General features: G+C 30.0%; 14 protein-coding genes and 1 tRNA gene. 7 read left to right on the top strand and 8 right to left on the bottom strand.

Features of this window, described 5'->3' with window-relative positions; all coding sequences use genetic code 11:
* Nucleotides 1–228: 228 nt before the first annotated feature.
* Nucleotides 229–2,835: an ATP-dependent chaperone ClpB gene (gene clpB / locus JOC70_RS16265; protein WP_204599958.1), complete on the top strand. Its 2,607-nt coding sequence runs from the start codon at nucleotides 229–231 to the stop codon at nucleotides 2,833–2,835.
* 82 nt (nucleotides 2,836–2,917) lie between these two features.
* Here clpB and JOC70_RS16260 read toward each other — a convergent pair whose 3' ends face one another.
* On the bottom strand, nucleotides 2,918–5,038 hold the full coding sequence (locus tag JOC70_RS16260; protein WP_204599957.1) for an ATP-dependent helicase: 2,121 nt from the start codon (nucleotides 5,036–5,038) through the stop codon (nucleotides 2,918–2,920).
* Nucleotides 5,022–5,528 carry an FUSC family protein gene (locus JOC70_RS16255; RefSeq protein ID WP_204599956.1) on the bottom strand — a complete coding sequence of 169 codons (507 nt, stop codon included), beginning with the start codon at nucleotides 5,526–5,528 and terminating at the stop codon, nucleotides 5,022–5,024. The genes JOC70_RS16260 and JOC70_RS16255 overlap by 17 nt, the downstream gene beginning before the upstream one ends.
* 209 nt (nucleotides 5,529–5,737) lie before the next feature.
* Between JOC70_RS16255 and JOC70_RS16250 the strand changes: the two genes are divergently transcribed.
* Nucleotides 5,738–6,760: a tetratricopeptide repeat protein gene (locus JOC70_RS16250; protein ID WP_204599955.1), complete on the top strand. Its 1,023-nt coding sequence runs from the start codon at nucleotides 5,738–5,740 to the stop codon at nucleotides 6,758–6,760.
* A 19-nt stretch (nucleotides 6,761–6,779) separates the two neighbouring features.
* A complete protein-coding gene (gene galE / locus JOC70_RS16245; protein ID WP_204599954.1) occupies nucleotides 6,780–7,778 on the top strand; it encodes a UDP-glucose 4-epimerase GalE in 999 nt (332 codons plus the stop codon).
* Nucleotides 7,779–8,019: 241 nt separating this feature from the next.
* On the opposite strand, the gene JOC70_RS16240 is transcribed toward galE, so the two are convergent.
* The 4 genes from JOC70_RS16240 to JOC70_RS16225 all read right to left on the bottom strand — a co-directional run bounded on the left by JOC70_RS16240 (nucleotide 8,020) and on the right by JOC70_RS16225 (nucleotide 13,650).
* A complete protein-coding gene (locus tag JOC70_RS16240) occupies nucleotides 8,020–9,762 on the bottom strand; it encodes a methyl-accepting chemotaxis protein (RefSeq protein WP_204599953.1) in 1,743 nt (580 codons plus the stop codon).
* A 121-nt stretch (nucleotides 9,763–9,883) separates the two neighbouring features.
* Nucleotides 9,884–10,618 carry a type 1 glutamine amidotransferase gene (locus tag JOC70_RS16235; RefSeq protein ID WP_204599952.1) on the bottom strand — a complete coding sequence of 245 codons (735 nt, stop codon included), beginning with the start codon at nucleotides 10,616–10,618 and terminating at the stop codon, nucleotides 9,884–9,886.
* A gap of 25 nt (nucleotides 10,619–10,643) precedes the next feature.
* The gene (locus tag JOC70_RS16230; protein WP_204599951.1) at nucleotides 10,644–12,002 is read right to left on the bottom strand and encodes a MurT ligase domain-containing protein; all 1,359 of its coding nucleotides are present in this window, start codon (nucleotides 12,000–12,002) and stop codon (nucleotides 10,644–10,646) included.
* Nucleotides 12,003–12,504: 502 nt separating this feature from the next.
* Nucleotides 12,505–13,650 (bottom strand): CapA family protein, encoded by a 1,146-nt coding sequence (locus JOC70_RS16225; protein WP_243429169.1) that lies wholly within the window; start codon nucleotides 13,648–13,650, stop codon nucleotides 12,505–12,507.
* A 221-nt stretch (nucleotides 13,651–13,871) separates the two neighbouring features.
* On the opposite strand from JOC70_RS16225, the gene JOC70_RS16220 reads away from it, so the two are divergent.
* The 4 genes from JOC70_RS16220 (at nucleotide 13,872) to JOC70_RS16205 (ending at nucleotide 19,519) form a co-directional block, all read left to right on the top strand.
* The gene (locus JOC70_RS16220) at nucleotides 13,872–15,584 is read left to right on the top strand and encodes a tetratricopeptide repeat protein (protein ID WP_204599949.1); all 1,713 of its coding nucleotides are present in this window, start codon (nucleotides 13,872–13,874) and stop codon (nucleotides 15,582–15,584) included.
* Nucleotides 15,585–15,763: 179 nt separating this feature from the next.
* Complete coding sequence (pckA, locus tag JOC70_RS16215) at nucleotides 15,764–17,317, top strand: phosphoenolpyruvate carboxykinase (ATP) (RefSeq protein WP_204599948.1); 1,554 nt, start codon at nucleotides 15,764–15,766, stop codon at nucleotides 17,315–17,317.
* Between the two features lie 106 nt (nucleotides 17,318–17,423).
* Nucleotides 17,424–18,545, top strand: coding sequence for a transglutaminase domain-containing protein (locus JOC70_RS16210; RefSeq protein WP_204599947.1), 1,122 nt, complete (start codon nucleotides 17,424–17,426; stop codon nucleotides 18,543–18,545).
* Nucleotides 18,546–18,709: 164 nt separating this feature from the next.
* Entirely contained in the window at nucleotides 18,710–19,519 is an 810-nt protein-coding gene (locus JOC70_RS16205) for an undecaprenyl-diphosphate phosphatase (protein ID WP_204599946.1), read from the top strand.
* 137 nt (nucleotides 19,520–19,656) lie between these two features.
* Here JOC70_RS16205 and JOC70_RS16200 read toward each other — a convergent pair whose 3' ends face one another.
* A complete protein-coding gene (locus JOC70_RS16200; RefSeq protein ID WP_204599945.1) occupies nucleotides 19,657–20,049 on the bottom strand; it encodes a hypothetical protein in 393 nt (130 codons plus the stop codon).
* A 376-nt stretch (nucleotides 20,050–20,425) separates the two neighbouring features.
* Nucleotides 20,426–20,514 (bottom strand) — tRNA-Leu (locus tag JOC70_RS16195).
* Nucleotides 20,515–21,416: the final 902 nt, after the last annotated feature.

Here is a 21,416-nt window from a genome sequence, read left to right as displayed (position 1 = left end):
ATAATGATTAAATTACTCCAAAAAATTCATTTATTAAATTATTGCTTTAAGTATTTATCCAAATCAAATAATTACTCAACCTGTTAGACTTTGACTTTCTTTGACCTATAATATAATATATAACTATAGTAAGAGTTATATTACGAAGCTGAATTTTAATATTCTAATATGTAAAAAATAATGTTATATATAGTGTTCAGTGGTTACTTAGAAAGGGAGTTGATTAGTATGAATATTGAAAAGTTAACTTTAAAGGTTCAACAATCTATAAATGATGCGCAGCTTGCCGCAGTGAGACATAATCATCAGCAAATCGATATAATACATTTATTCTCAGCTTTGGTTTCTCAAGATGAGGGATTAATTCCAAATATCTTCGGGAAAATGGGAATAAACATAAGAATGCTTAATGATGAAACAAATAGAGAACTTAATAGCATGCCTAAGGTTTTAGGAGAGGGAGCAGGCAGCGGAGCTGTATATCCAACTCGCAGATTTGAAGAAGTTTTTATAAAAGCAGAAGATATTTCTAAAAAATTTAAGGATTCTTATGTAAGTGTTGAGCATATTATGCTGTCTATAATGGATATAGACAGCAAAGGTAAAGTAGGAAATATATTAAATAAATTTGGAATAACTAAAGAAAACTTCTTAAATGTTTTGTCTGAAATTAGAGGAAATCAAAGGGTAGATACTCAAGATCCCGAAGGAACTTATGAAGCATTAGTTAAGTATGGAAGAAACCTGACTAATGATGCTAAAGCTCATAAACTTGATCCGGTTATAGGAAGAGATGAGGAAATAAGAAGGGTTGTAAGAATACTTTCAAGAAGAACTAAGAATAATCCTGTATTAATTGGAGAGCCTGGGGTTGGTAAAACAGCTATAGTTGAAGGATTAGCTGAGAGAATAATAAGAGGAGATGTACCTGAAGGGCTTAAAAATAAGATTATATTTTCACTTGATATGGGAGCACTTATTGCTGGTGCAAAGTATAGAGGAGAATTTGAAGAAAGGCTTAAAGCTGTACTTAAGGAAGTTCAAAGAAGTGAAGGGAAAATAATATTATTTATAGATGAAATTCATACCATAGTAGGGGCTGGTAAGACTGAAGGAGCTATGGACGCTGGAAATATTATAAAGCCACTTCTAGCAAGAGGTGAACTTCATTGCATAGGAGCTACAACCTTTGATGAATATAGAAAATATATTGAAAAGGATAAGGCACTTGAGAGAAGATTCCAGCCTGTAATTGTAGATGAACCAACGGTAGAGGACAGTATTTCAATACTTAGAGGGCTAAAAGAGAAGTTTGAAATACATCATGGAGTAAGAATACATGATTCAGCAATTGTGGCTGCAGCAAAGCTTTCTTCAAGGTATATTCAAGATAGATATCTTCCAGATAAGGCAATCGATTTAATAGATGAAGCAGCAGCTATGATTAGATCAGAAATAGACAGTCTTCCAACGGAACTTGATGTGATAAAAAGAAAAATATTTCAAATGGAAATAGAAAAGGAAGCGCTATCTAAAGAAGAAGACGTATATTCAAGAGAAAGACTTGAAGCTTTGGAAAAGGAACTCAGCAATATAAAAGATAAAGATAAGGAAATGACTGCAAAATATGAAAAGGAAAAAAATCAAATAGTATCAGTCAGAAATCTTAAGGAAGAGCTTGATGATGCTCGTGGCAAGCTGGAAAAGGCTGAAAGAGAGTATGATTTAAATAAGGTAGCAGAACTTAAATATGGTGTTATTCCAATCATAGAAAAACAAATTGAAGAAAAGGAAAGTTTAATTAATGAAAATCAATCTGGGAATATGCTTAAAGAAGAGGTTACAGAACAAGAGGTTTCTGAAATAATCTCTAAGTGGACTGGAATACCTGTATCTCGAATGCTTGAAGGAGAAAAGGAAAAGCTTTTAAGACTTGAAGAAGATCTTCATAATAGAGTCATAGGACAGGAAGAAGCAGTAACTGCAGTATCTAATGCAGTAATTAGAGCAAGAGCAGGAATGAAAGATCCAAAACGTCCTATTGGTTCATTTATATTTTTAGGACCAACTGGAGTTGGTAAAACAGAACTTGCAAAAACCTTAGCGAAAACGCTATTTGATAGTGAAGAAAATATAATTAGAATAGATATGTCTGAGTACATGGAAAAGCATACAGTAGCCCGTCTTATAGGTGCACCTCCAGGATATATTGGTTATGATGAAGGAGGACAGTTAACTGAAGCTGTTAGAAGAAAGCCTTATAGCGTAATACTGTTTGATGAAATTGAAAAAGCTCATGATGACGTATTTAATATATTTCTTCAAATATTAGATGATGGAAGACTTACAGATAATAAAGGTAAAACTGTAGATTTTAAAAATTCAATAATAATTATGACTTCAAATATTGGAAGTAGCCATCTCTTAGATAATACTTCTGGGGAAGGAATAGATGAGAATATAAGAAATAAAGTCTTAGGTGAACTTAAGTTAAGATTTAAGCCGGAATTTTTGAATAGGTTAGATGATATTATAATGTTTAAACCATTATCTAATAATCAAATAACAAAGATAATTGATATATTCCTAGAAGATATAAGACACAGATTAAGTGATAGAAATATAGGGTTAGAAATAACTGAAAAAGCAAAAGAACTTATGGCTGAAGAAGGTTATGATCCTGTTTATGGAGCAAGACCTTTAAAGCGTTATATTGAAAATATCTTAGAAACGGCCATTGCTAAAAAGATTATAAAGGGAGAAATTTACGAAGGAACCACTGTAAAGGTAGATGTAAATTCTAATGGAGAAAATTTGGTCGTGGAAAGAGGCTGAGGAGGAATCTCTAGTCGCTAATATCTAATCACTAAAAGAAGCGAAGCAATTTTTTAGTTACTAAAAAACTGCTTCGCATTTTTTATTTAATTAGTCCATTTTTTAAGCAAATCTCAATGGATAAGTTTTTTATTATATTATTTGAAAATCTAATTTCCATATTTGAAGCTTTTAAATTTATAATTTCTCCCATGCCAAATTGCTTATGGATAATCTTTTTACCTATATTTAAGGAGTCTAGTGTAATTCTAAATTCATTATCTTGTTTCCTTTTTTGAATTTCTTGATCTTTTTTTCGAGATTCCTCCAATTTTTTATTATTATACTTTTGAAAGAAATCAAAAAATACTGAACTAGAACCTTTAGGATGAATTAAATATACCTGTTTTTTTCCACGGGTTACGGCAACGTAGCAAAGACGCCTTTCCTCCTCAAGTTCAGTAAAATCATCTTCTTCCACGGCCTTTTTTATGCTTGTTATAGTGGGGAATATATTCTTTATCATATCTATTATAAATACCGTATCCCATTCGCAACCTTTACTGCTATGAAAGGTAGCAAGAGTAACACCTTCTGTTACACACTTTGCCCTACGCATAGTTAATTCTAAATCATTTAGCTTTTCTTTAAATTCAGTTATGTTTCCAGTGTTACTAGTAAGTGTTTTAAGAGTTGTAAGTATTGTATTTATATTATCCATAGAATATTTAAAGTCTTTAGCATATTTATTTAAATAATCTTTATATCCCAATTCATTTTCTATATATGAAAGAGCATCAAAGGTTTTTTTATTCCTTAAGATATCAAATTTTATATAAAAATCTATAAGCCCTTTATCGGGATATTTTGCATTTAGTATTTGAAATATATTTGTTTTATTATCTATTTCAGAATAAAGTTTTTGAATATCTTGCTTGGTTAAATAAGTTCCCATCTTATAATATATATCTTTAAATATGCTGTAGTCAAAAGGCCGCTCTGAAAATTCTAAGAATCTTAGTATATCCTTTGTTATCCAGTGATTAAAAAAGTGAGGTGCCACATCCTTAATATAAAAAGGAATATTATTTTCATTAAATAAGTCTACTAAGGGAAGGGCAGATATATTATTTCTGAAGAGCACAGCAGTATTTTTATAATCCTTTTCTTTTTTTAAGTGATCTATAATATATTGAGATTGCTCATCTATAGAGTTTAGGGTTATAAGTTTTATATTTGAGCCTTCACTATTTTCTGTAATCATATTTTTACTATATCTATTTTTATTTTGTTTAATAAATTCATTAGCGGCAGATACAATGCACTTAGTAGATCTAAAATTCTGCTCTGCAAATACAATAGTACCACTAGGATGATTTTTCTTGAAGTTTAAAAGTACTTCAGGAAAAGCTGCTCTCCAAGAGTAGAGTACTTGATCATCATCTCCCAAAAGGCATAAGTTATTTAAAGGAGCTGCAAGAATTTTTATAATTTCATGCTGTACTTTACTAGTGTCTTGAGCTTCATCTACAAGTATATATTTATATTTGCTTCTATATCTATTCAAAAGTTCAGCGTTTTTTTCAAGTATTACTAAACAATAAATAAGCATATCATCAAAATCAAGATAATTATTTGCCACCATAATATCATGATAATTTTTATATACATCAAGGAAGTGAGGTACAGGGAATATGTCTTTATCTTCCTTTAATAAATCTTTATATCGAAGCATGGAATTTTTTATATAGCTTATATAACTAGATAATTCTTCAAGCTTATCCTCATTTAAATGTTCATGATTATACTTTTTATAAAGATCTGTTAATATCATCCCTTTATTTATATTAGAATTTCCCTCAATTAATATAAAATTTTTATTAATGAGCTTACTGTAATACATAACTACAGAATAGGCAAAGGAGTGAATTGTTGAGAAATGAACTTTATCTATAACTATATTACCAAATCTATCATAAAATTTTTTTCTCATATCTTGAGCAGAAGTCTTGCTGAAGGTTATTGCTAGTATGTTTTCAGGAAGAATTTTATGACATAATATCATATTTGCAATTCGTGTGATGGCAGTTAAAGTCTTCCCAGCTCCAGGTACTGCAATAAAAGCTAAAGGACCATTGACAGTGGTCACGGCTTTTATTTGAGAAGTGGTCAAATTTATATCTAAGGATTTAATAAGTTCTAAAAATTTATCTTGGGATATCATTAAGTTTCTCCTGTTCCTTGCTATATCTTGTGAAAAAATATTTGTTTATAAGTAATGCAATTATTATACCGATAAATGTATCAAGCATTCTATTTAATGCATAAAGGGTATAGGGCACATCCTTTAAATTTGTCATTATAGCTGAAATAACAATACAGCCTATAGAACAAGCCCCTTTACGTCCGATGGCATTACAAATAAATATAGTAAGCATTATTCCAACACCTGTAAGAAGCGCATGGAGCACAAAAATTGGAAAAGATTCTTGTAGAAAGCATAAAAACATTCCTAAAAATCCGCCTATTGCTGTTCCTATTAGTCTATCCATGCCAGATTTGAAGGACTGGTCTACAGTGCTTTGAGTACATATTACTGCAGCAATACATGCATAAAAAGGATAAGGCCTGTGTATACCTTGAAATAATAATATACATAATACTACAGATAAGGAGGTTTTAATATTCCTAAGACCTATTTGCGTAGTTAACATTTTATCACCTCATAAACTGAATATAATTTATATTATATATCCTTATAAAATTCACATATAAATTATATCATAAAATTAAATTGTAATAAGTTCAATGCAGAAAATTATGTAAATTAAATAAAAGGGAAGGAATTAACTCAGTTGTGTAGAATTTAGAAGTATAAAGGTCTATGCTAAGATATAAGATAAAAATAAAAGGAGATAAATATATGTCTATTGAAAAATATAATAATGAAATGAAGTTTATTAGCAGTAAGTTAACCGGTAATAAAGAAAAAGACATAGAAATTCTTGAATCTTTGAAATGTGATTATGTAGATCACGAATATGGTGATGAAATAATAGATGAAATAAATAGAATTATTGGAAGGATTTTATATAATGAAGAAGAAGAAGAATTTGATAATGCTTATGAAGGAGATATAAATAAAATAATGGAAGAGTTAAAGTTAGTACAGAAATATATAAATGAAAATGATATTGAAAAGGCTGAAAAGATAATATTAGATTATTTGCCTATGCTTGATATATGTAAAGAGGACAAGATAAAGTTATATATGGAATTTAGGAATCCATTAGAGGAAATTTATTATAAGTATAAGTTTAAAAATGATAAAATAATAAAAAATCCAATACTTCCTATAGCTTCAATACTTGAGAAATATGTTTACATATTAATTAAAAAGGGTGAATTGGAAAAGGCATTAAAATATATAGAGAAAGGTATAAAGTGTAATCCTCTTAATATGGCATTTGTATTTCAAACGGCTTCTATATATGCTATGCTAAACAATTCGGAAGACATATTTGAAGTTATTAAAGATAGCTTGAAATTATGTTATATTCCAGAAGAGCTAGCACGCTCGTATAGAATGCTTGGAGGCTATTTTACAGAAAAAGGTTTATGGAAAGAAGCTATATGTTGCTATTTATATAGTAACTTTTGGCAGGAAACAGAAATAGCAAATGGAGAACTTGATTATATAAGTGAAACTGCAAATATAAATATTGATATAGAACATTATATCAATATAACACCTGAAGTATTTAAAAAACATGGTGTTTTATTCAAACCAGATTATACATGGATAGAAATTTCATATGGAATGGCAAGTGAATTTGAGAAGTCAGGAAGAATTGACGATGCGATAGGTTATTACATGGTGTGCTATAATTTAACTAAAGATGAAGAATTAAAAGAGAAGTTACAAAAGCTTTTAAAGCGAAATTAAGATTTAGGAGGAGTTTTAAATGGCAATATTGGTATGTGGGGGAGCAGGATATATAGGCAGTCATATGGTGACATATCTTTTGGAAAAGGGGAAGGATGTAGTCGTTCTCGATAACTTACAAAAGGGACACAAAGAAGCGGTACTTTGTGAGAAATTTTATAAAGGCGATTTAAGAGATAGATCAGTTTTAGATAAGGTCTTTACAGAAAATAATATAGAAGCTGTAATTGATTTTGCAGCAGATTCACTAGTTGGTGAAAGTGTATCAGAACCTATTAAGTATTTTGAAAATAACGTGGGAGGCACATTAAGTCTTCTTGGTGCAATGAAGGATTATGAAGTGAAAAATATAGTGTTTTCATCTACTGCAGCAACTTATGGAGAACCTGAAAATATTCCAATACTTGAAAATGATAAAACTTTTCCTACTAATCCTTATGGAGAATCAAAGCTTGCTGTAGAGAAAATATTAAAATGGTGTGATAATGCCTACGGTATAAAATATACTGCTTTAAGATATTTTAATGCAGCTGGAGCCCATGTGAGTGGGAAGATAGGAGAACATCATAATCCTGAAACACATTTAATACCAATAATACTTCAAGTAGCCCTAGGGCAAAGAGATAAAATAATGATTTTTGGGGATGATTATATAACAGAGGATGGGACATGTATAAGAGATTACATACATGTGTATGACTTAGCATCAGCTCACCTTTTAGCATTAGAGAGATTAATGAATGGTGGAGAAAGTGCTGTATATAATTTAGGAAATGGTAAGGGCTTTTCAGTAAAAGAGGTAGTTGAAGTTGCAAGAAGGGTTACAGGAAAGGAAATTAAAGCTGAAGTAGCGCCTAGAAGGGCAGGAGATCCGGCAGTACTTGTGGCATCTTCAGAAAAGGCAAAAAAAGAACTTGGCTGGAAGCCAGAATTTGATTCATTAGAAACTATAATGGAAACTGCATGGAATTGGCATAAAAACAATTCAAACGGATATGGATATAGTAAACAATCATAGTATGTGCTTTGTATTGTAGAAAGCATTGAACAAGACGAGAAGCTCTTTATTTATAACTTTAAGACATCACTAAGAACTTTATGCTATTCAAGTTGAATGAATATTAGAGGGTTTAGATGATTTAAAGTTATGAATATTAGAGCTTCTTGTACAGTGAATAAGCTGAATAATATATAGAAATTTTTTTAGTATATCCAAGCAAACTAGGTGTTTTATCAATTCTATAGTTCGATAGTGAACATTATCTAAAATTATTCAGTGTAGAGTTAAGGTGTTCAGACAAATCTTCAAGTTCTAAAGCAAGGTTGTTTAACTTGTCTATATTTTGAGCAAATTCCTCCATGGTTGCAGAAACTTCCTCTGTTAATGCCGAATTTTCCTCTGAGCTAGAAGATAAGTTTTCTATAACAGTAACTACATTATTTTTATTTTCATTGATTTCTTTTAGAGATTTTCTGGTACTTTCAATTTTAATAATCAACTGATGTATATAAGTTGATATGTCATTAAATATATTTTCAGTTCCACTAACACATTTCTTTTGAATTTCAATGATGTCATTTACTTCAGTCATAGATGATACAGCAGTATCCGATTTTTTTTGTATTTCATTAATAAGATTTGTTATTTCTATTGTAGATATACTTGTTTTTTCTGAAAGTTTTCTTATTTCATCTGCAACTACTGAAAAACCTCTGCCAGCTTCTCCTGCTCTAGCAGCTTCAATAGCGGCATTTAATGCAAGAAGATTGGTTTGCTCAGATATATTTTTAATTACATTTGTAATGCTTCCTATGTTTTCTGAACTAGTTGCTATTGAATTAATAATTTGTTCCATGTCTTTTATAACTGCATTATTTTTGTTATTTTTATCTATTAATTCAGTAATTGTAATAAGTCCTAATTCGACTTGGGAATTAGTAGTATTTGATAATTTACCTATTTCATTTGTAAATTCTGAAATTAATTCAATTTCTGCAGCAAGTTTTGTAATTTTTTCAAACCCATTTTGAATTTCTTCTGTTTGCATCACACTACTACTAACTATTTCACTAACATTTTGCTTAATACCATTCATAGAATGAGCAGTTTCTTCTGATATATCTGCAAGGGATTTTGAACTGCTAAATACTGTAGAAGAGGATTTCTTAATATCTTCTATTATGACTTGAATATTTTTAATCATGTGGTTAAATGCAGTACTTAAAATTTTAGTTTCATCATTATTTTTTATTTCTAAATTACTTATATTAAGATTTCCAGATGCTATTTCGCTGGCGGTATTTGCAATTAACTTAATAGGAGCGGATATATGTCTTGCAAACATAAGTACAAATACAGCACTTAAAGCTAATACAATAGCATATGTAACTATAAGTATTTTTAAAATAACAGAAGCGCCCTTATTAAAGTCATTCATATACGTACCAGAACTTACAATCCAATTCCAATTAGGATCTGTTTCTTGATAGGTTATTTTTGAGGCGATTTTTTCAGAGCCAGGAAGTGTCCAGGAATATTCCAAAAATCCACCACCATTATTACCAATTTTAATTTGCTCTTGAACTAAGAAAAGCCCCTTTTTTTTATCCTTTACATCCCAAACACTTTTACCCTCTAGAGATGGGTGGACAGCTTCAACTCCGTCTTGAGTATAAGCTAAGAGATATCCATTTTCCCCTAAATCAATATTTTTATTAATAGTCCTTGTACCATCTGAGTTCTTTTTCCCAAGCATGAATACTTTAACCTGTTCTTGGGCTTCTTCTAGGGTTAAGATACCTTTGTCTACATATTCTTGTTTTTCACTTATTAACTGAATTACGCTTTTTACACTGTTTTTTAGAATTACTTTTCCTTGTTCATTTAGTTGGTATTTTGCTACATTAAAGCTAATTAAGCCTATTATTACACCGGGGATAAGAAGTACTATAGCCATCATTATAAGCTTAAATCTAACGCTGCCCATTTTATTTTGCTGCAATTATTATCACTCCTTTACTATTTATAATCTGTAAGTATTAAGGATTTTATATAGTATTATCGATGTAAAAATACAAGCACTTAATATGCTTAAAGATAAAAAGTAGCCAGCATATTGCGAGCTACTTTTTATAAAAACTTTTAATAACTACATCTTTGGCTTTCAGTTCTAGAGTATCATCTATTGAATCTAAGCAAACATATTTCAAATTATTGCATTTGTTATCAAGAGCTTTGTTTATAAGAAGATCAGCGAGTTCAGGATTTTTAGATAACAGAGAACCGTGAAAATATGTACAGTAGGTGTTTTTATATATACAGCCTTCATATCCATCCTCGCCATTATTTCCGTAACCCTTGATTACTTTTCCTAAAGGTTTCAGATTCCCTATATAAGTTCTTCCAGAGTGATTTTCAAAACCAACATAGGTTTGATTTAATTCCTCATTTAATATTATGGTGTTTCCTATGAATCTAGTGTCTCCGCCTTCTGTGTATAAATCCAATATTCCGAGGCCATCGAGTTTTTCTCCATCAGGAGTTGTATAGTATCTGCCAAGAAGCTGATATCCACCACAAATAGCAAGTAGTACTTTTCCGGATTCTACATATTCTGTTAGTGCTTCTTTTTTAGTATTTTTTAAATCATCCGCAACTATAGATTGCTCGTAATCTTGACCTCCGCCAAAGAATACTATGTCGTATTTAGCGGCATCAAATTCATCGTTAAGAGAAATATTATCTATATTAACTTTAATACCTCTTTTTTCTGCACGATATTTAAGTATAAGTATATTTCCAATATCGCCATAGACATTTAAAAGGTCAGGGTAGAGATGACATATGTTAAGTTCCATTTTTTCACCTTCTTTTTTATTTAAATTACCAAAGTTTTTCTATATATTTTTTATTGAAAAGATACTTTCTAAATTCAAGCATAGCAGTATATGTAGCAAGTACGTAGACTGTATTTGTACTAGTATTCTTAATACCTTCTAAAAGTGAGTCAAGGCTTTCATGAGTTTGAAAGGCTTCCTCTTCAAGTCCAGCTACTTTAAGTCTTACTGCCATATCATAAAGTCTGTCTCCTCCGACTAATACATCCTTTATATTAAGAGAGGATAACTTTTCAAAGGCTACATCCCATATCCAAGATACATCACGTCCATCGGCATAATTATCATTTAAAAGAGCTACAAGACTAATTTCTCTCTTATCAAGAAATATGGTATTTATAGCTTGGTCGCAGCCAGCAGGATTTTTAACAAGAACTATTTTAACTTCTTTTCCATCTATATTTAAACATTCCTGTCTACCAAAGCTGCTTTTTTGACTCTTCAAGGAATTTACAATAACCTTTTTTTCAACTCCAAGTTCTCTTGCAATAGAGTAAGCACAAAGAGCATTGTATATATTGTATGTACCAGATTGATTTATGAAGAGATCTGTTCCATTTATACTCACATAGGAACCCTCGGGAGTTTGTTCGTGAATTTTATCTACAAAATATGTAAGATGAGGCCTCTTATATCCACAGTTTTCACAATAAAAATCTCCTAAATGATTATAAGTTAGGAAATTGTACTGATAAGGATGTTTGCACTTTTTACAAAACTTTGCATCCGCATTTATATCTATAGTTTTATTATCATCTATTGAAGTATTAAATCCGTAATAAACCGTTGCATTGTGGACTTCTAAATCTCCAAGTAAGGATTCATCAGCATTTAGTATAAGCTTAGATAAAGGAGCTTTTTCTAGTCCCTCCACTATTTTTTTCAATGTAGTATAAACTTCACCATATCTATCTAATTGATCCCTAAATAAATTTGTAATTGTTATTATTTCAGGAGTGATATATTCAGTAACTAATTTTACATTAGCTTCATCTGTTTCAATTACAGCATATTTTTCACCGTATGAATGACTAAATTTGTGATGTTCTATAAAACAAGCAACTATTCCAGGAAGCATATTAGCTCCAGTACTATTAGAAATGACTTTCTTTCCACTATCCTTAAGCATGGAATATATCATATTTGTAGTCGTAGTTTTTCCATTGGTTCCTGTAACAAGTATTACTTTGTAGTCTCTTGCTACAGTTTTTAGTATACTATTATCGACTTTTAATGCAACTTTTCCCGGGAAATTAGTTCCACCTTTTAAAAAGGTTTTTGATAATTTAAGTACTATTTTGGAGATTATTATACTTAAACCAGTTTTTATGTTAATTTTAAACACATCCTTTGCTGTAGAATTGGTTATCTCTTAGAAGAATATTATTTACTTACAATTACTAATTATAATACAAATTATATCTTTTGGCGATATTTTTAAACAGGGGACATGATATTTTAAAGCAATGTTGAATGTACCGCATGGGATTTACATTTAGGAAAGCAGTTCACTTCACAAAGAAGCTCTAATGTTTATGATTGTAAAACCCCTAAACTTTCTAAACTCGCTATCGCCCAGACAGTAGAAAGTTCTTTACGGTGTTCTACAATCATAAACAAACAGCTTCTAAGCTTATTCAATGCTTTCTACAATGCAAATTCTATACTATATATTCAACATTAAAAATATCACTTAAACTTACTAAATGAAAAAATTCAGGAAGCTGAATTTCCATAATTGTAGTATTTGGAGGTTAGAGGGTAGGGACGAGTAGCTTAAAATAGGAAATGGATAAAACTTTCCAATTGAAAGTTCTATCCATTTCCTATCACTAGTACTTTAGAAGTTATTTTATAATCTTAAACTCATCAGATATACTAAATCCAAAACTTTGAGATATGTTATTTAATTTGTTAAGTATTCTTGTTTTTTCGCTGCCTTGAGCTGGCGTAGGACAGTAATCATTTATATAGTTTACAGAAGAAATACTGCAAGGAATAGCCTTTACTTCATAGGATTGAGGAACTCCATTTATCAAATTATATTTTACTTGTAGTATGAATGTATCCTTATCCTTAGGATTAAAGTTGCCTCCAAAGCAGAAATTGCCAAGACTATAAGCTATTATTTTTCCCTTATATTGTTCTATACCTTGAACAACATGAGGATGATGACCTATTATTAAATCTGCTCCATTATCAATTGCAGTATGGGCAATAAATGTTTGACTTTCAACTGGATAGTACATATTTTCAGCACCCCAGTGAAAATTTATTATTACAATGCGGCCTTCATCCTTAAAGGCTTTTATATCACTTTTAAGTTTTTTTAGGAAAGTTTCGTCAGCATAAAATCCTGTGTAGCCAAGGAACCCAAACTTTCCTCCATTTATATCTTTTGTGTATTTATATCCTTCTCCAAAGAATCCAACATTATTGCTCTTTAATGTATTTACAGTGTCATCAAAGCCTTCTTTATTGTAATCATATATATGATTATTTGAAATGTTTACTGCTTCAACAGAACCTAATGTAAGTGATTTTCCATATTCCGGATCTGCTTTAAAGTTAAATTGTTTTGCTTTTCTCGAGTTGGAATTAGTAAAGGTAGTTTCTAAATTAACTATACTTAAATCATCATTTTTAAATATAGGGAGTACGTTTTTAAAAAAATAAGAATAATCATTGCCGTTTTTTTGTAGTACTGCCGGAAGACTATTTGCAAACCCAAAGTTTGTGTCATGACCAATTGTAGAATCCCCTGCGAAGCTTAATAGGACATTAGTTTTAACATCTTGTTTAGGTTCATTATCTTTAGGTTTACTATTTTCTTGCTTAGAAATATTTTGTGGCTTTGTAGTTTCGTTAGGTTTAACAGCAGTTTTTTCATTAGTAACAGAGTAATATAATATGTAGGAAATGATTCCAGTCATGATTAATAATCCAAGTATCAAAAATCCTATAAATACTCCTTTTTTATGAGAGCTTTTCATATTCATCCCCCTTAATAATAAATGGTATATACTTTAATATATACTGAAAATTGACAAAATACAATTAAATCCTGTGGATTTATTAACTTAATTCTGTTAAAATCATATGTGGTATGCATGATTTGTAGAAATTTGTGATTTCATTACAAATCGACCATCTCAATTTTAGTGAGATATTCGTATTTAATACGTATATAGTTTATTTAGAAGGAGGAAATTTTATGAGTAATACTAATGAAACACCTAATAACCCAGAAAGCAAAAGTATGGTTTCTTTGAAAGAATTTATAAAGAAAAACTATAAAATTTTAGGGATTATACTAGGTGTAGTTATCATCTTTGGTGGAATGTTTACATATAAGAGTTTACAAAATAAAACACATAATATAGCAAATAATAAAGGGGAACAATATTTTTATGCAGCGGATTTTGATAGTGCTGTAAAGGAATATGAAGCTTATTTTAATAAGGATAAAAATCCACTGTGGAAAGCTAAAATTGCTCAAGTGCACTCCATAAAAGGAGATAAAGAAAATTCAGCTAAGTATTTAGAAGAAGCAAAAAGTGTAGACAAGTTAGACCCAGAAACTATAAATATTATAACATTCACAGAATATATGAATGATGATTACGAATTAGCACTAGAAGATGGAGAAAAGGGAATTGAAAGTTTTCCGAAGGATAAGCAATTAAATAAGACAATGTTTGCAGTTTATATGGCAAATAAAAATATAGATAGTGCTAAAAAACTTTTAGAAACCTACCCTATAGATGAAAATTCGGCTTATGATATAGCAGAAAAGAGCAGAATGCTTATGCTCTTAGGGGAAAAAGAAAAGGCATTTCAAGAGCTTAAAAAAGCCTGGGATAAAGATAAGGATGAATTTAAAGTTTATGACGTATTATCCCAAATTGCATTATATGATAGAAATAGTCTGCTCGAAGATATAGATAATCTTATTATAGAAAATCCTAATGAACCAGCATATAAGATGTGGATGGCAAAATTATATTCAGCCAATAAGGAAACTGCTTTAGATGCAGAAAATATGATTAAGGAAATTGAAGGACAGGACATAGGAAAGCTTGAGAAACAAGTTATACTGTCTTCAATATATAGCAATAGCGGAAAAATTGAAGAAGCTGATAAAATCATAGAAGATGTACTAAAAAACTATAAAAAAGATTATAGAGCATATCATATTGCTTCCTGGCACTTCTTGGAGAAAAAGGATTTGAAAAAGGCTGAAGAATATGCTAAGGAATCTATGTATTTAAATCCAAATTATCCAGATAACTATGCATTCTTAATGCCTGAAATATTAAAGCAAAAAAATAAGAGCATAGAAGGAGAACCATATTTTAGAACTGCAATGCTTATGGAGCCTTACAATTACAATATAATGTTAAACATAGCGGATTACTATTGGGAAACTACAGATAGTAATAAGAAAGCATTAGAATACTTTGAACTTGCAGAAATAGTAAGACCTAATGATCCTGAAATAAAGTACAATATCACCCTTATATATGTTGCAAATAAGCAAGATGGAGAGGCAGTACAGGTGCTTAGACAAGCTATAAAATTAGATGATGAAAATCCAAAATACCACAGAACTTTAGGAACTATATATTTCTTAAATGGACGTGATAAGCTTGCTATAGAAGAAACAAGACTTGCTTTTGAAGCGGATAATAAAGATATATTAACATTGAATAATGCAGGATGTTACTATGTAATGACAGCATCAAATATCCAAAGAGGAGTTTATAACCTAAAAGAAGCCTATGATGGAATTAAAGATGATACTGATGAATATACTAGAAGAACTATAAAGGAAAATTACCAAAAAGCTAAAGAATTACTTGATCAATATAAGAACGCAAAAGGAAACTCAAAGCTTCAAGTGCCTGAGCTTATAATGTTTTATTAAAAATTAAGGTTTTATTTTTAAAGACATCTCTACTGAGTAGTACAGTTAAAAAACTGTTATATAAACTACTTAGTAGGGATGTTTTTTATTTATTTACATACTTACTTTTAATAGTTAGTCAAATAATATCATGCATTCATATAATATATGAATACAAATTGTAGGGGGATGAAGAAGTTATGGTTAAATTTGAGGAATTTAAAAAGGCTTATAGAAACTTACCTGTATCTGCATTAGTAGAAATTGCAATAAAAAATGGAGAAGGTGTACTTGCAGAAAATGGAGCATTAGTTGTAAATACAGGGAAATATACAGGAAGATCTCCAGAGGATAGATTTATAGTGAAGGAACAAACTACAGAAAAAGAAATAAATTGGGGGAAGGTAAATAAACCTGTATCGGAAGAGGTATTTTATAATTTATATAATAAGGTAATAAAGCATTTAATAGAAAAAGATGTGTATGTATTTGAAGGCTTTGTGGGTTCGATGAAAGAATACGCCTTAAAAACAAGAATTATATGTGAATATGCATATGAATGTTTATTTGTAAATCAATTGTTTGTGAACACTTCAAAAGATGAGCTTGAAGATTTTATCCCAGAATTTACGGTTATAGCTGCGCCGGATTTTAAAGCACAAGGAAAGGCAGATGGAGTAAACTCTGAAGCCTTTGTAATAATAAATTTTAAGGAAAAAGTTGTTCTTATTGGTGGAACCAAATATGCAGGAGAAATAAAAAAATCAATGTTTACAGTTATGAACTTTTTACTGGCAAGTAAAGGAGTATTTCCTATGCATGCATCAGTTAATATGAACGATAAAGGGGACACAGCTTTATTTTTTGGCCTTTCAGGTACAGGAAAAACAACTTTATCTGCTGACGCAGATAGGAAACTAATAGGTGATGATGAACATGGATGGTGTGAAGAAGGAGTATTTAACTTTGAAGGTGGATGTTATGCAAAGACGATAAAATTATCGCGTGATAAGGAAAGAGAAATCTATAATGCAATAAGATTTGGAAGTATTCTTGAAAATGTAGTTTTAAGAGAAGATAAGGTTCCTGATTATGACGATGATAGTCTAACCGAAAATACAAGGGCAGCTTATCCTATAGAATATATAGAAAATGCGGAGTTAAGTGGCAAGGGAAATATCCCTAAAAATATTATATTTTTAACTGCAGATGCCTTTGGAGTAATACCTCCCGTATCTAAACTTACTAGAGAACAAGCAATGTATCATTTTATGTCTGGATATACTAGTAAAATTCCAGGCACTGAAAGAGGCATTAAGGAACCTACAGCTACTTTTTCAACATGTTTTGGGGAGCCGTTTATGCCTATGAATCCTAAGGTTTATGCAGAACTTCTTGGAGAAAAAATAGATAAATATGGGGCTTATGTATATTTGGTAAACACGGGATGGATTGCAGGAGGATATAATGAAGGAGGAAGAATACCATTAGAGTATACTAGATCTATAATAAAAGCAATACTTGATGGAGAATTAGAAAATTCACAGTTTATAGAACATCCAATATTTAAAACTATGATTCCTACAAGCTGTAGAAATGTTCCACAAGATATATTAAATCCTGAAAATACTTGGGGAAATAAGGAGATATATAAAAGCATAGCTATAAAACTTGCAAATATGTTTGTAGAAAACTTTAAAAGATTTAAGGATGTATCTAACGATATCTTAAGTGCTACTCCCAATACACGATAAAAATAGTAAATACTAAATAATAATTTAATGTAGAGAGTTGGTTTTAAGCCAACTTTCGCCCTAGGTTATTATCTATTATTTAATAAAAGGTAAGTTGGTGGTTTTATTGAGAAAAAATAAGTTTTTAGCATTTGTTATAATATTAATTTCAGTATCATTTATTGCATGTAGTTCGAATAATCAAGGCAAAAAGGAAGAGAGTGAACAGGGAGTCTTTGTAGAGAAATGGGATAATTTTTATGAGGGTTCTAATATTAAGTTTTATTATGAAAATCCAGAGGAATCTAATCTTCAGCTTTTAAAGGATAAGTACAAGCTGAGTGAAGTAGTAAAGGATGGAAAAGATGATTTTGAAAAGTCGTTAAATTTAATGAAATGGATAAACACTAAGATGAAATATAGTAAAGGAAGTATCAGTACCAAAGAAGATGCTTTAAGTATATTAAAGGAAGCAACGGCAGCAAATTCAACTTTTTCTGATAAGGATTTTGCAATTGTATATAGCCAAGCAGCTTCGTCATTAGGAATATATGCAAGACGTGGAGAGTATAGAATAAAAAACAGTCAACAAGATGGGAAGGATTCCTATTATAAGGTTTGTGAAGTTTGGAGTGATAAATACAGTAAATGGATAATGCTTGATATAGTAAGTAATTCATATATAGAATATGAAAGAAAACCGCTAAGTGCCACTGAAGTATTAAATATAGGTATAGATAATATAAAGGCTAATGGAATAAAGGATTTAGAAAAGTACATCAAGAGACTAAAACCATACTTATATTCCTATACTATAGAAATTGATAATAATATATATGGGATGCCAAAGAGTAATGCATTTATAAGTTATACCAAGGGCTCAGATATGCCTGAAGTTAGAATAGAGGGAGGACTTATAAGGCCGACTATTTTTGTTAAAAAGGATACTTTGTTTACTAAATCCCCAAGAGTTGAATACAAAAATGATAATAGCGATAAATTGGCAAGTTTAATAATTCAAAAGAAAAATGCTATTGAAGGAGAAAAGGAAGAAGAGCTTGCTATAAATGTTGCAGCATTTAAAAATAGTGGAAATATTAAAGATTATTTTATAAGTGTAGACAATAAACCTTGGGAAAAAATAAGTATGTTTAAAACTATATCTATGAAAGAAGGAAAATCAAATATAAGGCTTTCAGAGGATGGTAAGAAAGCAATAAAAGAAATAATACTTCAGTATAAAAAATAATGGATTTTAATAAAGTGAAAATGAATTAATATAAAAATACAGTATTAGTAATTTACAATGCTGTATTTTGCCTTTTATACCTGATAGAAAGGTAGTATAATAATAAAGTGCTGAACATAAGAGTATATGGGAAAACTTAAAATTTTGAGAGTGAGTGTGATTATATGTTACTTATAATTCAAGCCATTATAATGGCAATTGTAGAAGGTCTTACTGAATTTATTCCGGTATCTTCCACAGGACATTTAATATTAGCGGGAAAGTTGATTGGATTTACTGGAGAATTTGCAAATTTATTTTCAGTAGTTATTCAATTGGGTGCGATTTTAGCTATTGTAGTTTTATATTGGAATAAGCTTTGGAATAGTGTAAAGAATATATTTGCACCAGATAGACGAGGCCTTAAGTTTTGGACAAATATAATTGTTGCAGCTATTCCCGGAGTTATACTAGGATTTCTATTTGATGATATGATAGAAGCAAAGCTTTTTTATACATTTCCAGTTTCAATAGCCTTAGTAGTAGGTGGTATACTTATGATAGTTATGGAGAATAAGTATAGAAGAGGGAAGAAAATTAATAATGTGGATCAAATAACTGCAAGACAAGCCTTTGTGGTAGGAGTATTTCAATGTCTTGCACTTTGGCCAGGTATGTCAAGATCAGCTTCAACTATAATTGGTGGATGGATTGCGGGACTTTCAACTGTAGCGGCAGCAGAATTTTCGTTTTTCTTGGCAATACCGATGATGATAGGAGCTTCGGGTTTAAGTCTTATAAAAGGCGGTATGGCTATGAGCAGTATAGAAGTGGTTGCTTTAACAGTAGGATTCATAGCTTCCTTTATAGTAGCTTTAGTAGTAGTGGAAAAGTTTCTGAAGTTCCTTCAGAAGAAACCTATGAGAATATTTGCAGTGTATAGAATTTTTATAGGAATAATACTTTTAGTACTTTCAGCTATAGGAATTATGTAATAACAATTAATAATATTAGAGAAAGATCCACAGTTTGTGGATTTTTTTATTTGATATGAGGATTATATTAAAAAAGAAGTTTGCATGTACAAACTTCTTTTTTATATACATATTAATAATTAAACTTTAGGTATAAATTATAAAGTAGCAAGATACAATTCTTCAGGTTTGTTTGAAATAACATCTAAGGTAGTAACTACTGGAAGGTCTATTTCCTTTGCATAAAAGACTTTGCTTTTAACACCTCTTACAAATGCATCCATAATGTCAGGATATTGAGAGGAAAAATCCATTCTTACAACTTCATAAGGGAAAAATTCATCATTATTATCTGCACAATCTACATAAAAATCGGAAAAACTAAAAGGTCTTTTAGAAGTATCATAATTTTTTGTGTAGTTATATACTAAATTAGATAATCTACAATCTCCATCTAATATACAATTGCATATAAATGAATCTAAATACAATTTATAATTAGCTGGTAGAGGTTCATTTGAATTTTTTTCGAAAATTACTATTGTTTTCATAGTTATAACCTCCCTTATAGTTTATAAATAAAAAATAAACCTACAATTTACATTAATTATACTACAACTTTACGGAATGTTAAATGAAAATTTCAAAAATTTAAAATAATACAAACAAAAGCAGCTGTAATACTTTGCAAACATAAGTAAAGTAATTATAGTTTAGTTATATGTTAAGTTAAATATACATTACTTTATGATTAAGAATATAGGGAAGATTTGAAAAATAAAAAGGAAAAGATTAAGAATTACTTTGCTAACAGTAAAATATAGAGAGTATCTTAATTAAAGAAGCTAATTATAAATTAGGGAGAGTATAGTATGATAGAAAAGATATATATAGATAAAAAAAGAGATTTGAAAATCAAATCTCTTTTGGTGCCGAAGACCGGAATCGAACCGGTACGGGCTGTTAGGCCCGCAGGATTTTAAGTCCTGTGCGTCTGCCAGTTCCGCCACTTCGGCATAAATATAAGGTTAAAGGGTTGTTCATCGAACAAATTTATTATATTATGATATTTAAAATAAGTCAACAAAAAATATAAAAAAAATATAAAAACATGTAAAAATATATAGTTATGAGAATAATTTAAAGGAATTATAGGAAATTATTAAACCCAAAGGGGCATTGCATAGAAAGTAATGAAGCTACAGTGTTAGATTATATGCCATATGGGAAATGAGAATTGATAAAATATGGTTTAAATGAAGGAGAAGTTGAACTAGCAATTAAATAGACTAATCTTGAAGAAAAATCAAGGGCATACATTATATATACTAGTAGAAGGAAACGTAGATTATCAAACAGCTTTTATGTAGTTACTATTGCTAAAAAGCTTAATAGACCCGTCATGCTTTTTATAAGTATACATATAGAAGAGGGAGCAGAAAGCTTATATGAATATGGAGTTGTATTTATTATGTAGGAATATTGCGAGGAATAGTATCCCTAATAGAAGTATAGAAGCTCTTAAAGATGAGATTAAAAATATGGAACAGTATAAGTGAAAATATAACAAGAATTTTAAGATTATAATAATAGAAATAAAAGCATTTCGCACACACTTACTCTGGCGTATCCATATATGAATAATATAGCAAATTGATAAAATAATTAAATTTAACAAGCTAATTTCATTTAATAATAAATATATCATAGGATTAGATCTGATCCTATGATAAAATAACACATGTCGTCACAAGGGATGACAAAATAGTCAATAAAAACTTAAAAAAGTTATTGACATATTAAAATGAAAATGTTAATATATAAAAAGTCGCTTGGAGCGACAGGGTCTTTGAAAATTGAACAGAGAATAGAAACCAGTCAATTACTTAACAGTTAAATGTTAAGAAACGCGATGAGC

Origin of the sequence: Clostridium pascui (assembly GCF_016908015.1) — a bacterium.
Classification (GTDB): domain Bacteria; phylum Bacillota; class Clostridia; order Clostridiales; family Clostridiaceae; genus Clostridium_AK; species Clostridium_AK pascui.
Note: the sequence above shows the minus strand (reverse complement) of the source record. Positions and strands in the feature narration are given on the sequence as shown.

Coding starts and splice junctions, on each gene's coding strand:
- JOC70_RS16250 (WP_204599955.1), top strand. CDS start 5,738: ATGTCTATTGAAAAATATAATAATGAAATGAAGTTTATTAGCAGTAAG.
- JOC70_RS16220 (WP_204599949.1), top strand. CDS start 13,872: ATGAGTAATACTAATGAAACACCTAATAACCCAGAAAGCAAAAGTATG.
- JOC70_RS16255 (WP_204599956.1), bottom strand. CDS start 5,528: ATGTTAACTACGCAAATAGGTCTTAGGAATATTAAAACCTCCTTATCT.
- JOC70_RS16200 (WP_204599945.1), bottom strand. CDS start 20,049: ATGAAAACAATAGTAATTTTCGAAAAAAATTCAAATGAACCTCTACCA.
- JOC70_RS16225 (WP_243429169.1), bottom strand. CDS start 13,650: ATGAAAAGCTCTCATAAAAAAGGAGTATTTATAGGATTTTTGATACTT.
- JOC70_RS16205 (WP_204599946.1), top strand. CDS start 18,710: ATGTTACTTATAATTCAAGCCATTATAATGGCAATTGTAGAAGGTCTT.
- pckA (WP_204599948.1), top strand. CDS start 15,764: ATGGTTAAATTTGAGGAATTTAAAAAGGCTTATAGAAACTTACCTGTA.
- galE (WP_204599954.1), top strand. CDS start 6,780: ATGGCAATATTGGTATGTGGGGGAGCAGGATATATAGGCAGTCATATG.
- clpB (WP_204599958.1), top strand. CDS start 229: ATGAATATTGAAAAGTTAACTTTAAAGGTTCAACAATCTATAAATGAT.
- JOC70_RS16235 (WP_204599952.1), bottom strand. CDS start 10,618: ATGGAACTTAACATATGTCATCTCTACCCTGACCTTTTAAATGTCTAT.
- JOC70_RS16260 (WP_204599957.1), bottom strand. CDS start 5,038: ATGATATCCCAAGATAAATTTTTAGAACTTATTAAATCCTTAGATATA.